This window comes from Alistipes dispar (assembly GCF_006542685.1).
In the GTDB taxonomy this organism is placed as follows: Bacteria; Bacteroidota; Bacteroidia; order Bacteroidales; family Rikenellaceae; genus Alistipes; species Alistipes dispar.
In genome coordinates this window covers 2,921,821-2,935,448 of record NZ_AP019736.1, presented here as the reverse complement: position 1 = coordinate 2,935,448, position 13,628 = coordinate 2,921,821, and the positions used below count along the sequence as shown (strand labels likewise).

Genomic DNA, 13,628 nt, shown 5'->3' with positions numbered 1-13,628 from the left:
AGGTTTCCGGTCGGCCGGATGTGGGCTCCTGTCCGGGGTACGGTTCCGGCGGCGTAACGGGTGTGCCGAGGCCCGGAGTGCGGTTTCCGCCGTGAATGGATGCGGTTTTCCGCCGCAGCGGCCGCTGCCGGGGTGCGGATATTTTTTGCCGGCAGCGCGTTCGGACGCCCGGACCGCCGGACGATCGCTTCCGGGTCATCGGATTTCCCGAAAGTTTTGTTGCGAACAATCGAGTATTTGTCGAAATTTTCTTACATTTGTAAGAACAAACAAACAACGTCGATATGGCAAAAATCAAAGGAACGATCGTGGTCGATAAGGAACGGTGCAAAGGGTGCGGGGTCTGCGTGGCGTCGTGTCCGTGCGCGGTGCTCGAATTGTCGGCCGAGGTGAACAGCAAGGGCTATCCGGTGGCCCGGATGGCGAATCCCGACGCCTGCACGGGTTGCGCCTCGTGCGCGGTGATCTGTCCCGACAGCGTCATCACGGTTTATCGTCAAAAATTCGAATAGCTATGGCAGAGAAGGAGATAAAATTGATGAAAGGCAACGAGGTGATCGCCCATGCGGCGATCCGCTACGGTTGCGACGGGTATTTCGGCTACCCGATCACGCCCCAGTCGGAGGTGATGGAGACGCTCATGGAGCTCAAGCCCTGGGAGACGACCGGCATGGTGGTCCTGCAGGCCGAGTCGGAGATTTCGTCGATCAACATGGTTTACGGCGGGGCTTCGACCGGTAAACGGGTGATGACCTCCTCGTCGAGCCCCGGCATCAGTCTGATGTCCGAGGGGCTGAGCTATCTGGCCGGGGCCGAGCTTCCGTGCCTTGTCGTGAACTGCCAGCGCGGCGGTCCGGGACTGGGCACGATCCAGCCTTCGCAGGGCGACTATTTCCAGGCCTGCAAGGGCGGCGGGCACGGCGACTTCCATCTGATCGTCTTCGCGCCCAACTCGGTGCAGGAGATGCACGACCATGTGGCCGAGGCGTTCGATCTGGCCTTCAAGTACCGCAATCCGGCCATGATCCTGGCCGACGGCGCGATCGGACAGATGATGGAGAAGGTGGTGCTCGCTCCGCAGCGGCCCCGCAGGACCGATGAGGAGATCGCCGCCGAGTGCCGCACGTGGGCCGCTTACGGCAAACCCGCCGACCGCGGACGCAATGTCGTGACGTCGCTCGAACTACAGTCGGAGAAGATGGAGATCATCAACAAGCGGCTGCAGGACAAGTACCGTGCGCTCGAAGAGAACGAGGTGCGTTACGAGGCGATCGGATGCGACGATGCGGAGTGGGTGATCGTGGCCTTCGGATCGTCGGCGCGCATCTGTTCGGCGACGGTCGAAATGGCCCGTGCCGAGGGGTTGAAGGTCGGCCTGCTGCGTCCGATCACGCTCTACCCTTTCCCGAAGAAACAGATCGCCGAACTGGCCGCCCGCGGCGTCAGGGGCTTCCTGTCGGCCGAGCTGAACGCCGGCCAGATGGTCGAGGACGTGCGGCTGGCCGTGAACGGCAAGGCTCCCGTGGAGCACTACGGCCGTCAGGGCGGTATGCTTTTCAATCCCGACGAGGTGCTCGACGCGCTCAAGGAAAAACTGATTAACAAGTAAGACGATGGCAGAGGTTGAAATCAAACAGGAGAATCTGGTCTACGCGAAGCCCAGACTCATCACCGATAACGTCATGCACTACTGTCCGGGCTGCAGCCACGGTACGGTGCACAAACTCGTAGCGGAGGTCATCGACGAGATGGGCCTCGCGGAGAAGGCCGTGGGCATTTCGCCCGTGGGCTGCTCGGTGTTCGCCTACAATTATATCGACATCGACTGGATCGAGGCGGCGCACGGCCGCGCGCTGGCCGTGGCTACGGCCGTGAAGCGGCTCCACCCGGGAAATCTGGTCTTCACCTACCAGGGCGACGGCGACCTTTCGGCCATCGGCACGGCGGAGTCGATCCACGCGGCGGCACGCGGCGAGAACGTCGTGGCGATCTATATAAATAATGCGATCTACGGCATGACCGGCGGTCAGATGGCCCCCACCACCCTCTTGGGCATGAAGACGGCGACGACGCCCTACGGCCGCGACCCGCGGCTGAACGGTTATCCCTACAAGATCGCCGAGATGATGGCTCATCTGGACGGTGCGACCTACATCACGCGTCAGAGCGTGCACACGCCCGCCAACGTGCGCAAGTGCAAGAAGGCGATCCGCAAGGCGTTCGAAAATTCGATGGCCGGTAACGGTTTTTCGCTCGTGGAGGTCGTTTCGACCTGCAACAGCGGCTGGAAACTCTCGCCCGTGGCCTCGAACAAGTGGCTTGCCGAGAACATGCTGCCCTTCTATCCGCTGGGCGATATCAAGGACGTAAAAATGGAGGAGACGCGATGAAAGAGACATTGATCATAGCAGGATTCGGAGGACAGGGCGTCCTTTCGATGGGTAAGATTCTGGCCTATTCGGGCGTGATGCAGGACTTCGAGGTGACGTGGATGCCCTCCTACGGTCCCGAGATGCGCGGCGGCACGGCCAACGTGACGGTGATCCTCTCCGACCGGAAGATTTCGTCGCCCATCGCGCACGAGTTCGACACGGCGATCATTCTGAACCAGCAGTCGATGGAGAAGTTCGAGCCGATGGTCAAGCCGGGCGGCGTGCTGATCTACGACACGAACGGCATCACGCGGCACCCGGTGCGCAAGGACATCGAAGTCTATGCGATCGACGCCACGGCCGAGTGCGCGAAGATGGGTCAGGCCAAGTTGTTCAACACGATGATCCTGGGCGGTTACCTCAAGGTGCGTCCTGTCGTTGCGATGGAGAACGTGATGGTGGGCCTGAAAAAGTCGCTTCCGGAGCGGGCGTGGAAAATGCTTCCGGCCAACGAGGAGGCCATCCGCCACGGCGGCGAGATCATCCGCAAACGCTGATTCCGGTGACATGTATGAAGAAGAGGAGGCGCCCTGCGGGGCGCCTCCTCTTCTCGTGTTTGTTCAGAACCCGAAGCCGATTCTGAACAGAATGGCATTCGTTCCGGTTCCCATGTGCTGGAACCGGATGCTGAAATCTCCGCGGGGCGATCCTTTTCGGTTTCCCCAGTTGATACCCGGACCTACGCTGGTATGGAATTCCGTTCCCTCGGCCCAACCGGCTACTCCGAATGCAGCACCGAGGTCGAGCGAAAAATAGACAGCAAGTTTTTTGGTAGCCGGATAATATCCTTTCAGATTGATGAATGAAGACAATACTCCGGCTCCGTCGTAGCTGCCGATCGCGTTTCCGTAGTAGTCCTCCATGTCTATGGATTCGTAAAAATAGTCGAACCCGAGGCCCAGACCGGTGAATAGATAGGGGTTGATGCGTATGCCGTGTACGGTTTCGAAGAGGATCCGGTCCGTGTTGATGAATTCGGAGACCCTGCCCACGCCGAGTCCGTATGCCGCTGCTATTTCTCCCTGATATTTCGGGAAGTTTCCTGCGATATCCGATCGGGTGCGGGCGGAGTTGGCCGAAATGATATCTTTGGAACCGTTTTGATATTTGATGATGAATATTTCGTTTGCCGGGATGGTGTAAATCGGGCCGTCGAGATTTTCCCATTTTTTGTATTCGATCTCCGTTTCAGTTACTTTCAGGACCTTGGCCTGAATTTCATCCGCGTTTTTCTTTAGTATGATATCCTGCGCCGAAACGGTACAGCATACGAGTGCGAGCATGGATGTTAGATACGATTTTTTCATAATGCTTGAGTTGATGTGGGTTATTGACAAGCATATAAAAAACGCAGGCTAAACTTTTATTTGCTATTGAGGTCTTCGACTACCTTGCTGACAAATAATGAGTAAAGCCCACGTAGAAACGTGAGCGTTTACGCTTTACTCTTGTCAGCTGTGAAATTGTCGAAGTTTCAATAGCAAGCAATAAAGCTAACGCTTTTTATATGTATGTACCTGTGCTTCGCTGTGCGGTGGCGGTACGCGTGTGTTTCAGGTAAACGATCTATTTATTCATAGGCGTTGTTTTTTAGTTATGATAGAACAAATATACGAATATTTTCCAAATGAATTTTTATAGTGTCCTTTTATGTCCGGAAGATGAGCCGTTTCAGTCGTCTGTCCGGGATTTGAAATAATCCGACCGGATCAGGATGTCCGAGACGCGCCACAGCGCTTTGCGGTACTGCCGCACCGAGTCGTCCGTGTTGTCGCCGACCCAGCCGCTCGAATGGTCCGACGCGCAGTCGATCCGGCGGCGGAAGACGCTTTCGCCCAGTCCGTGAAAGATGTAATCCCCGGCGTTCATCATGTCCAGCAGGCTCGGATAGATGTCGCATTGCGCGATCGCGGCATCCGTGCCGACGGCCTTCAGCGGGGCGTTGAGAATGAACAGCGGGACGAACCGGTCGCTCAGTTCGCACCGTTCGCGTCCCTCGTAGCGGTTGCGGGTGATCGAGTCGTGGTCGCCCGTGATGACGACGATGCTCCGCTCGTAGAGCCCGCACCGTTTGAGCGAGTCGATGAACCCCGCGAGGCAACGGTCTGCGTATTGCGTGACGACCAGGTAGTATTTCGCCTGCTCGTCCGTGATGCAGGCTTCGTTGAGCGGGCTTTCGAGCTCGCTTTTCACGGCATCGTGGCCCGACATGGTGACCAACTGGGCGTAAAACGGCTGTGGCAGCTCCCGCAGGATCGGAAGGGTGCGGCGGTACAGGTTTTCGTCGGCCCGGACCGAGGGGCCGCCTTCGCCCAGCTTCTCGTGCAGGGCGCCGAATCCGTAACTCTTCGTCGTGGCCTCTTGATTCCAGTAGGACCGGGAGTCGCAGATGAACGAGGCGGAGGCATACCCCTTCCGGGCCAGCGCTTTCGGGAGCGACGGATAGGTGTTCGTGCTGCCGTAGAGGCTGGCGGCGGCTCCGGTTTCGATCGGCAGCAGTCCGGTATTGAGCAGCAACTGGGCGTCGGACGAACGGCCGTCCTTCACCTGCGGCAATACGTGCGGAAAGCAGATTACGCTCGTGTCCCGGGCCAGCGAATCGAGAAAGGGAGTCACTTCGGTCCCTTCGACCGTGAGTCCTATGGGCCAACTGGAGAGCGATTCCATGAGTACCACGATGAGGTTTTTCCGGTGCTCCGGCGTCAGCGGATCGCGGAAGGCCCTCCGTTCGGAGGCTTCGACGAACTGTGCGGCGTACTGTTTTTCTTCATCCGAGCAGCCCTGCAAGCAGCCGATTTCGTAGATCCAGTAATTTATCAGTCCGAATTCGCGGTAGCCTACCATGAGCTCGTTCCGGAAACAGGGCCAGGGATGGCTGAAACTGTTGCGGTCGTGGCGGTACGGCAGCGCGACGACGGCGGCGATGAACAGCAGGCAGCCCGCGCACCACACGATGCGGAACCGCTTCCCCCCCCCTTTGGAATCGTATCGGCTCAGGAACGGATAGCAGACGGCGAAGCAGACCGAGGGAAGCACGATCCAAAGGTCCCGGAGCCGGATCGAGCTGCGGATGCTCGGACCGAGGCCGTCGAGGTTGCGCACCATCAGGTACGAGGGCAGCGGCATGACGTTGCCGTAGTTCCGGTAGTACCAGACGTTCGAGAGCAGGTAAAGGTCGGCCAGCGCGATCCAGAGCAGCACCCACCGTTTTTTGTGCAGGAACCAGACGGGCAGCGCCAGCAGCATGGCGTCGGTGAATCGCCGGAGCCGGATGACGAACAGGTGCGGATGCGGGATTTCCCAGATGCGGTCCGCGGCCGACAGCGCGGCATAGAAGGCCAGCGTCAGCAGCAGGTAGATCGCAGGCCGGAATAGCGGGGAACTGCCGCCGGGGATACCGGTTCGGACGAACGGGGTGCGGATCATAATGCGTTTTTTTCGGAAACGCCGCAAAGGTACGGATTTTTTCCTCGAAAGCGGCATTCGGGTATCGAATTTGCGGAATGTCGGACGGATTTCAAATTTCAGAGACTATGGACGAACAACGACGGACGATGCCGCGGCTGGGGGAACCCGTCCCGGCTTTCGAGGCGATGACGACCCGGGGGAGGATCCGCTTCCCGGGCGATTACAAGGGCAAATGGGTGATTCTGTTCAGCCATCCGGCCGATTTCACGCCGATCTGCACGACCGAGGTGCTTACGTTCGGGGCCCGCACGGAGCGGTTCCGGGCGTTGAACTGCGAGCTGGTGGGGCTTTCGGTGGACAGCCGCAACAGCCATATCGCCTGGCTGCGGACGATCCGCGACCGGATCGAATACCGCGGGATGAGGGGCGTGCGGGTCGAATTCCCGATCATCGACGATGTGGGGATGAAGGTCGCGTCGCTCTACGGCATGATTCAGCCAGGAGAGAGCGAGACGGCGGCTGTGCGGGCGGTCTTTTTCATCGACCCGACGGGCGTGCTGCGGGCCATGATCTGCTATCCGCTGGCGCTGGGGCGCAATTTCGACGAGATCGAGCGGGTGCTGATCGGATTGCAGACCATCGACGCCTTCCGGATCGCGCTGCCGGCCGACTGGCGGCCGGGCGACGACGTGATCGTGCCGATGAAGGGCGACGACGGCGAGAAGCAGCCCGAGGGGGTGACGTGCTGCGACTGGTTTTTCTGCACGAAGCCGTTGCCGAAGGAGGAGGTCGAACGGAAGATCGGCAAGGGCGTGCCTGTCGGTGCGTGAGGTCGTTCCCGGAACGGATTCACCCCTGCCGTACGCAGCGGCAGGGGTGAATTGCGTATCGGGGCGTGCTCCTGTATGCGGACGGACTATCGTCCGAAGCGGTATTGGTTTGCGTCGCGCCAGCCGAGCAGCAGTTCGCGCACCGGGAGCCGCTTCTTGCCCGCGAGCTGCAACTCTCCGGGAATGATCCAGCCGTCGGCGCAGGCGATGCGGATTTCGGTGCGGCCGTCGCTTGCGACCGTGCCCGGCCGCAGTCCGTGCGCGGCGGCTTCGAATGCCGCGGAGAAGATTTTGACCGACGGTCCGTCGCCGGCCGCCCCGCCGCTCTCTCCTCCGGGAGCCGTGCCGTCTTTCCGGTCCCCCTCTTCGCGGATCAGGTCGCTCCAGGCCGCCGGATAGGGCGCCAGCCCTCGGATGAAATCGACGATCCTCCGTCCCGGCAGCGTCCAGTCGATCCGGCAGTCCTCCTTGAAGATCTTGGGCGCGGGGCGGAGCGTCGCCTCGTCGGCGTATTGCTGTTCGACGGGGGCGATGTCGCCCGCGGCGATGCGCTCCACGGTCCGCGTGACGAGTGCGACGCCGGCGGTCATCAGCTTTTCGTAGAGCGTGCCGGCGTTGTCCTGCGGAAGGATCGGCAGGCGCGCCTGCGCGAGGATGGCTCCCTTGTCGATCTCGTGGTTCAGCAGGAAGGTCGTCACGCCCGTCTCCCGCTCGCCGTTGATGATCGCCCAGTTGATCGGCGCGGCGCCCCTGTACTGAGGCAGCAGCGAGGCGTGGAGGTTGAAGGTTCCCAGTCGCGGCATGGCCCACACGACCTCGGGCAGCATGCGGAACGCGATGACGATACCCAGGTCGGGCCGCAGCGCTCGCAGCGCCCCGACGAACTCCGGGGCCTTCAGCCTTTCGGGCTGCAGGACCGGAAGCCCCAGCTCCCGGGCGGCGGTCTTCACGTCGCTTTCGCGGAGTTGCCTCCCGCGTCCGGCGGGTTTGTCGGGGGCGGTGACGACGCCCACGACGTTGTAGCCCCCGGCGACCAGCGCGCGGAGCGACGGCACGGCGAATTCGGGCGTGCCCATGAATACGATGCGGAGTTGCCTTGCGTCCATGATGCGGTTTCGTTTTTGTCGCGCCGGTCCGGGCGTCCGCGGCGGATGCCGCGCTTTCGCGGGCCGGTCGTGCGCTATTTCTTCTCCAGTCCCAGCGTATGATGCATACGCTCCTGCTTGGTCTCCAGGTAATGTTCGTTGTACTTGTTCGGCGCGATGACGATGGGCACGATCTCGTCGATCTTCAGCCCGTAGCCCTCCAGCCCGGCGCGTTTGAGCGGGTTGTTGGTCATCAGCCGCATGTGGCGGATACCCAGCTCGCGGATGATGCTCGCGCCCACGCCGTAGTCGCGTTCGTCGGCCTTGAAGCCCAGCCGGAGGTTGGCGTCCACGGTGTCGAGTCCTTCGTCCTGCAGCTTGTAGGCGTGGATCTTGTTGCAGAGTCCGATGCCGCGCCCCTCCTGATTGAGATAGACGATGGCGCCCTTGCCTTCCCGCTGGATCATCTGCATCGCGCGGTGGAGCTGCTCGCCGCAGTCGCAGCGGTACGAGCCGAAAATGTCGCCCGTGGCGCACGACGAATGCACGCGGATGAGCACCGGCTCCTCTTCGCTCCATTCGCCTTTGGTGAGCGCGACGTGTTCCACGCCGTTCGACTTCTGGCGGAACGGCGTGATGCGGAAGTCGCCCCACTCCGTAGGCAGGGGAACCGTCACGCCCCGTTCGACGATCGACTCCTCGCGCAGCCGGTAGGCGATCAGCGAGGCGATCGAGATGATCTTCAGGTCGAACTTTCGGGCGATCTCCTGCAACTGCGGGAGGCGGGCCATCGTGCCGTCCTCGTTCATGATCTCGATCAGCGCGCCGGCGGGCTGCAACCCGGCCAGCCTGGCCAGGTCCACGGCCGCTTCGGTATGGCCCGGGCGGCGCAGCACGCCCTTCTGCCGGGCGCGCAGGGGGTTGATGTGTCCCGGGCGCCCCAGGTCGGAAGGCCTGGTCGCGGGATCGGCCAGCGCGCGGATCGTGGCGGCGCGGTCGTGGATCGAGACGCCCGTCGTGCAGCCGTGGCCCAGCAGGTCCGCCGTCACCGTGAAGGGCGTGCCGAGCAGCGAGGTGTTGTTCTCCTCCATCATGTTCAGCTCGAGCTGCGCGCAGCGCTCTTCCGACAGCGGGGCGCACAACACGCCGCGGCCCTCCTTGAGCATGAAGTTCACGATCTCGGGCGTGATCTTTTCGGCGGCGACGATGAAGTCGCCTTCGTTCTCGCGGTCCTCGTCATCGACGACGATGACGATCTTTCCGTTCCGGAAGTCCTCGATGACCTCCTCTACGCTATTGAGCGTCGTTTGCTTTGCCATGTCTATTTCTGATTCTGAATTTCAATTTGTCGGTCAGCCGGGCCGCCGCCGGGGCGATCCGATCCCGCAGGGCCTTGATCCGTCCGGCGTACCAGTCGGTGTCGAGCAGCGCCGAATCGTTCGTGGCCTTCCATGTGAGGTAAACGGCGATCGGCGTCAGAATGAAGGTCGAGAGCCAGACGCCGTAGATGGCCTCCCAATTGCCTTCCTTGGCCAGCTTCTCGCCCGTGAGGCTGATGATGTAGTAGATCACGAAGAAGATGACCGAGACCACCACGGGAAGTCCCAGACCGCCGCGGCGGATGATGGCTCCCAACGGGGCGCCGATCAGGAAGAAAATGAGGATCGACACCGGCAGGGAGAGCTTCTTGTGCCATTCGACCTTCGAGCGGTAGAGCTGGTTGAGCGCCTCCTTTGCCGTCGATTCGTCGAACGACGAGAAGGTGTTGCGCGAACTTTTGGCCAGCGTCCGCGCGAGGTTCCACACCTTGTCCTTCTCGCGCATCGGCAGCCGGGCGACGGAATCGGCGGCCGCGAGATCGCGGTAGCCGCTTTTGTCCACGCGCAGGCTGTCGGGCTGCGGCAGCACGGAGTTGTCGCGCACGAAGATCTGCTCTTTGAGCAGCGGTTCGTAGGAGGTGGTCGTCGCGGCATTGACCTTCACCTCGAGCGAGTCGATGTCGTGCGACAGGTCGCTGATGTCCTTGGTGCTGCTGTTGTTGAACAGGTCGGCGTCGGTGCGCTCCATGGCGAAGCCCTCCATCGGAATGACCTGCTTCTGCAGGTCGAAGATGTGGTGGCGCAGCGCGCTCTTGGTGAACCATTGCGAATTGCGGGTCTGCTCGTAGGTCTCGCCGTGGAAGAGCGTCACCAGCAGGAACCGCTTGTCGTCCGACAGGCGGATATAGCCCGAGTCGGCCAGAATGGTGTTCATGTTGTTGTTGGCCGCGCGGTTGTCGTATATTAGCACGTTGTGCAGCAGGTGCGTGTCGGGTTCCTGGTGGCTGACGCGGATCGACATGTTGTCGATGCCGTTGAAGAACAGCCCGTCCTGGAACTCCAGCGCCTGCTTCTGCTGGCGGATGTCGTAGAGCGTGCTGTAGAGTTTCTTGTTGGCGCTCGGAACGAGGTCGTTGCCGATGAAGAAACTGCCCACCGAGACGATGCTGACCAGAATGATGAGCGGCTTGGTGATCTTCACGAGCGACATGCCCGCCGATTTCATCGCCAGCAGCTCGTAGTTCTCGCCCAGGTTGCCCATCGTCATGATGGCTGCGAGCAGCATCGAGAGCGGCAGTCCCATCGGGATCATGTTGGCCATGAAATAAGTCATCAGCTCGATGATGATGCCCGCGCTCAGTCCCTTGCCCACCAGCTCGTCGATATAGCGCCACACGATGTTCATCATCAGCACGAACATGACGATGAAGAACGTGAGCACCATAGGCCCGAGATATGCCTTCAGGACGAGCTTGTGAATGGTTTTCATGCGGCGGGTCGCGGTTTTTTCCTGCGCAAAGTTAATAGTTTTGCCATAATAAGCGTAAGCGTGAGGGTAAATATTATGGCCGCGCCGGGCGGAACTTCGAAATTGTAGCTGACGACGAGCCCCGCGACGTTGCCCGCCACGGCCACGGCCGGCGCCGCGAGGGCGATGGTCCGGTACGACCGCGAAAAGGCATTGACGATCGCGACGGGAATCGTCAGCAGCGAGATGAGCAGCACGATGCCCATGATGCGGATCGAGAGGACGATCGTGGCGGCCGCGAGCGCCGCCATGAGGTACGAGATCGTCCGGGTCGGAATGCCCCGGCTGCGGGCGAATTCGCGGTCGAAGGCGACGTACATGACGGGGCGCAGCCAGAGCAGCGCGCCGAGCAGGATGAGGAGCGTGAGCCACGCCAGCGCCAGCACGTCGCCGCGCGTGACGGTCACGATGCTGCCGAACAGATAGGCCGCCAGATCGCCCGACGTGTAGCCCGGACGCAGGCTCATGAACAGCGCGCCGACGGCCATGCCCACCGACCAGATGATGCCGATGGCCGAATCCTCGCGGATGCGTCCGCGGCTGCCGGCCCACTCGATGCCCAGCGCCGAGAGCACGGCGAACAGGAGCGCCCCGCCGATGGGGTCGGCCCCGAGCCAGAAGGCGATGCCCAGCCCGCCGAACGAGGCGTGCGTGATGCCGCCGGCGAGGAAGACCATGCGGCGGCATACGACGTACGTGCCGACGATGCCGCACGCGATGCCCGAAAGCACGCATGCCGTCAGGGCGTTGAGCAGGTAGCCGTAGTGGATCAGATCGCTGAAAAATTCCATGTTCCCTCTTCCCGATTGCGCGCAAATTTACGCTTTTTTCTCCGAAATGAGGCCTCCTTTCGGACATAATTCGTATTTTCGTGCCGGGAAAAACAGCTATCGTATGCAATCCGGAAGAGTCAGTTTCCATACGCTCGGCTGCAAGCTCAACTTCTCGGAGACCTCCACTCTGGCCCGGGAGTTCGAGCGCGGCGGCTTCGTGCGTGTGGCCCCTTCGGCCGAGGCCGATATATGCGTCATCAACAGCTGCTCCGTGACGGAGCACGCCGACAAGAAATGCCGCAATCTGATCCGCAGGCTCCACCGCCGCAATCCGCAGGCGATCATTGCCGTGACGGGCTGCTACGCGCAGCTCAGACCGCAGGAGATCGCCGCGATCGAAGGCGTGGACATCGTGCTGGGCAACAACGACAAATGCGATCTGTTCAAACGTGTGGCCGAGCTGTCCGGAAAGGGCCGGGCGCGGATTTACAGTTGCGACACGGAGCAGCTCACGTCGTTCTTCGCCGCCTTTTCGAGCGGCGACCGCACGCGCGCCTTCCTCAAGGTGCAGGACGGCTGCGACTACTGCTGTTCCTACTGCACGATCCACTACGCCCGCGGGTCGAGCCGCAACATGCCCGTGGCCGATCTGGTGCGCGAGGCGCGCCAGATCGCCGCGGCCGGACAGAAGGAGATCGTCCTCACGGGAATCAACACGGGGGATTTCGGCCGCACGACGGGCGAGCGGTTCATCGACCTGCTGCGGGCGCTCGACGCCGTGGAAGGAATCGAACGTTACCGCATCTCGTCGATCGAGCCGAACCTGCTCACCGACGAGATCATCGCCTTCTGCGCCTCGTCGCCCCGCTTCATGCACCACTTCCACATTCCGCTCCAGAGCGGTTCCGACCGCATTCTGCACCTGATGCGCCGCCGCTATACGGCTGCGCGCTTCGCCGAACGCATCGCGGCCGTGCGGCGGGCGATGCCCGATGCCTTCATCGGGATCGACGTGATCGTGGGGTTTCCGGGCGAGACGGAGGCCGATTTCCGTGCCACGTACGAACTGCTCGAAGGGCTCGAACCGGCCTACCTGCATATCTTTCCCTTCTCGGAACGCCCCGGGACACCGGCGGTCGGTCTGCCCGGCAAGGTGCAGGCGTCGGTCGCCACGCGCCGTGTCGGGGAGTTGGAGGCGCTGTGCGCCCGGCTGCACGGCGCCTTCTGCGCACGGGCCGAAGGCACGGAGGACACGGTGCTGTTCGAAAGCACGATGCGCGGTGGCATGATGTTCGGCTACACGGGCAACTACCGCCGGGTGAAGGCTCCCTACGACCGGTCGCGGATCAATACGATCTGCCGCGTGCGGCTCGGGAAGATGGACGAATCTTGCGACCTGAGGGGTGAAATTCTGGATTAATTCACTATATTTGCGAAAACGTAAATCGGATAAAGCTAAAGTATGACGGGTATGCGCAAACGGGTGACGGCCGGATTTCTGAGTATCGTCTGCCTGCTCTTCTTTTCGGGCATGGTGTCGTTCCTCGAACTGAGCCGTCTGAGCCGCGATACGGACGAGATTCTCGGCGCCAACCAGCGCAGCATCCGTCTGGCGCGGGAGATGCTCGACGCCGTGCACGGGCAGAGCGGGGCGATGGCCCGCCGCGCCGTGTTCGGCGACCGGTCGTACGACAGCCTGTGCCGTGCCGGACTGGAACGGCTCGAAGAGGTGCTGCTCGCGGCGCAGAAGGAGGCTGCGGACCGGTCGGCGCTCGATTCGCTGGCCTTCGCCACGACCGGGCTGCGCCTGCTTACGGACAGGTTCCTGGCTTCCGATGCGGCACGGAGGACCGATTCGCTGGCCGTCCGCGGGGCCGATTCGCTCGGTGCAAGGTGGTACCGGACCGAATACGGGGCTTACTACGACCGGCTGGTTTCGGCCATCAACTATTACATGACCTCGACGCAGAGTTCGCTGGCTCCGCGCGCCGAGCAGATGAAGACGAACGCTTACCGGGCCGTGACGCCGGTGCTCATATCGCTTGCGGTGATGATCGCCATCGTGCTGATGCTCTACTATTTCATTTTGGTCTACTGTGTCCGGCCGGTCGAACGGATGGACAAGGGGCTGGACGACTACCTCTCCTTCAGGATGCCCTTTGCGGTGAAAGGCGAGTTCAAGGACGAGATGCTTTCGCTGCGGGAGAAGATCGAGGCGCTGATCAATCTGACGAAACAAGCCAAATAGGGGGA

General features: G+C 61.6%; 13 protein-coding genes. 7 read left to right on the top strand and 6 right to left on the bottom strand.

Features of this window, described 5'->3' with window-relative positions; translation table 11 throughout:
• Nucleotides 1-284 precede the first annotated feature (284 nt).
• The 4 genes from FME97_RS12235 to FME97_RS12220 are packed head-to-tail and all read left to right on the top strand — an operon-like array spanning nt 285 to nt 2,929.
• On the top strand, nt 285-512 hold the full coding sequence (locus FME97_RS12235; RefSeq protein WP_141429883.1) for a 4Fe-4S binding protein: 228 nt from the start codon (nt 285-287) through the stop codon (nt 510-512).
• Between the two features lie 2 nt (nt 513-514).
• The gene (locus tag FME97_RS12230; protein ID WP_141429882.1) at nt 515-1,609 is read left to right on the top strand and encodes a 3-methyl-2-oxobutanoate dehydrogenase subunit VorB; all 1,095 of its coding nucleotides are present in this window, start codon (nt 515-517) and stop codon (nt 1,607-1,609) included.
• Nucleotides 1,610-1,613: 4 nt separating this feature from the next.
• Entirely contained in the window at nt 1,614-2,390 is a 777-nt protein-coding gene (locus FME97_RS12225) for a thiamine pyrophosphate-dependent enzyme (protein ID WP_141429881.1), read from the top strand.
• Entirely contained in the window at nt 2,387-2,929 is a 543-nt protein-coding gene (locus FME97_RS12220) for a 2-oxoacid:acceptor oxidoreductase family protein (protein WP_015546220.1), read from the top strand. The genes FME97_RS12225 and FME97_RS12220 overlap by 4 nt, the downstream gene beginning before the upstream one ends.
• Before the next feature lie 63 nt (nt 2,930-2,992).
• On the opposite strand, the gene FME97_RS12215 is transcribed toward FME97_RS12220, so the two are convergent.
• A complete protein-coding gene (locus FME97_RS12215) occupies nt 2,993-3,769 on the bottom strand; it encodes a hypothetical protein (protein WP_141429880.1) in 777 nt (258 codons plus the stop codon).
• 334 nt (nt 3,770-4,103) lie between these two features.
• Nucleotides 4,104-5,858 (bottom strand): LTA synthase family protein, encoded by a 1,755-nt coding sequence (locus FME97_RS12210; RefSeq protein WP_141429879.1) that lies wholly within the window; start codon nt 5,856-5,858, stop codon nt 4,104-4,106.
• A gap of 107 nt (nt 5,859-5,965) precedes the next feature.
• On the opposite strand from FME97_RS12210, the gene FME97_RS12205 reads away from it, so the two are divergent.
• Nucleotides 5,966-6,670, top strand: a complete 705-nt coding sequence (locus tag FME97_RS12205; protein ID WP_141429878.1) for a peroxiredoxin — start codon at nt 5,966-5,968, stop codon at nt 6,668-6,670.
• An 86-nt stretch (nt 6,671-6,756) separates the two neighbouring features.
• Here FME97_RS12205 and fmt read toward each other — a convergent pair whose 3' ends face one another.
• From fmt to FME97_RS12185, 4 genes are all read right to left on the bottom strand, one after another.
• Nucleotides 6,757-7,776: a methionyl-tRNA formyltransferase gene (fmt, locus tag FME97_RS12200; protein ID WP_141429877.1), complete on the bottom strand. Its 1,020-nt coding sequence runs from the start codon at nt 7,774-7,776 to the stop codon at nt 6,757-6,759.
• 74 nt (nt 7,777-7,850) lie between these two features.
• Nucleotides 7,851-9,074, bottom strand: a complete 1,224-nt coding sequence (locus tag FME97_RS12195; RefSeq protein WP_141429876.1) for a bifunctional 3,4-dihydroxy-2-butanone-4-phosphate synthase/GTP cyclohydrolase II — start codon at nt 9,072-9,074, stop codon at nt 7,851-7,853.
• Nucleotides 9,049-10,563 (bottom strand): LptF/LptG family permease, encoded by a 1,515-nt coding sequence (locus FME97_RS12190; protein ID WP_141429875.1) that lies wholly within the window; start codon nt 10,561-10,563, stop codon nt 9,049-9,051. The genes FME97_RS12195 and FME97_RS12190 overlap by 26 nt, the downstream gene beginning before the upstream one ends.
• On the bottom strand, nt 10,560-11,393 hold the full coding sequence (locus tag FME97_RS12185) for a metal ABC transporter permease (protein WP_141429874.1): 834 nt from the start codon (nt 11,391-11,393) through the stop codon (nt 10,560-10,562). The genes FME97_RS12190 and FME97_RS12185 overlap by 4 nt, the downstream gene beginning before the upstream one ends.
• A 103-nt stretch (nt 11,394-11,496) precedes the next feature.
• On the opposite strand from FME97_RS12185, the gene mtaB reads away from it, so the two are divergent.
• Together mtaB and FME97_RS12175 are read left to right on the top strand one after the other, a co-directional pair.
• Complete coding sequence (mtaB, locus tag FME97_RS12180) at nt 11,497-12,795, top strand: tRNA (N(6)-L-threonylcarbamoyladenosine(37)-C(2))-methylthiotransferase MtaB (RefSeq protein WP_141429873.1); 1,299 nt, start codon at nt 11,497-11,499, stop codon at nt 12,793-12,795.
• Nucleotides 12,796-12,837: 42 nt separating this feature from the next.
• Nucleotides 12,838-13,623 (top strand): hypothetical protein, encoded by a 786-nt coding sequence (locus tag FME97_RS12175; RefSeq protein WP_141429872.1) that lies wholly within the window; start codon nt 12,838-12,840, stop codon nt 13,621-13,623.
• The last annotated feature ends 5 nt before the right edge of the window (nt 13,624-13,628 follow it).

Bases quoted from the DNA above. Each gene is read 5' to 3' on its own strand.
- FME97_RS12235 (WP_141429883.1), top strand. From the start codon at position 285: ATGGCAAAAATCAAAGGAACGATCGTGGTCGATAAGGAACGGTGCAAA.
- FME97_RS12230 (WP_141429882.1), top strand. From the start codon at position 515: ATGGCAGAGAAGGAGATAAAATTGATGAAAGGCAACGAGGTGATCGCC.
- FME97_RS12225 (WP_141429881.1), top strand. From the start codon at position 1,614: ATGGCAGAGGTTGAAATCAAACAGGAGAATCTGGTCTACGCGAAGCCC.
- FME97_RS12220 (WP_015546220.1), top strand. From the start codon at position 2,387: ATGAAAGAGACATTGATCATAGCAGGATTCGGAGGACAGGGCGTCCTT.
- FME97_RS12210 (WP_141429879.1), bottom strand. From the start codon at position 5,858: ATGATCCGCACCCCGTTCGTCCGAACCGGTATCCCCGGCGGCAGTTCC.
- FME97_RS12205 (WP_141429878.1), top strand. From the start codon at position 5,966: ATGGACGAACAACGACGGACGATGCCGCGGCTGGGGGAACCCGTCCCG.
- fmt (WP_141429877.1), bottom strand. From the start codon at position 7,776: ATGGACGCAAGGCAACTCCGCATCGTATTCATGGGCACGCCCGAATTC.
- FME97_RS12195 (WP_141429876.1), bottom strand. From the start codon at position 9,074: ATGGCAAAGCAAACGACGCTCAATAGCGTAGAGGAGGTCATCGAGGAC.
- FME97_RS12190 (WP_141429875.1), bottom strand. From the start codon at position 10,563: ATGAAAACCATTCACAAGCTCGTCCTGAAGGCATATCTCGGGCCTATG.
- FME97_RS12185 (WP_141429874.1), bottom strand. From the start codon at position 11,393: ATGGAATTTTTCAGCGATCTGATCCACTACGGCTACCTGCTCAACGCC.
- mtaB (WP_141429873.1), top strand. From the start codon at position 11,497: ATGCAATCCGGAAGAGTCAGTTTCCATACGCTCGGCTGCAAGCTCAAC.
- FME97_RS12175 (WP_141429872.1), top strand. From the start codon at position 12,838: ATGACGGGTATGCGCAAACGGGTGACGGCCGGATTTCTGAGTATCGTC.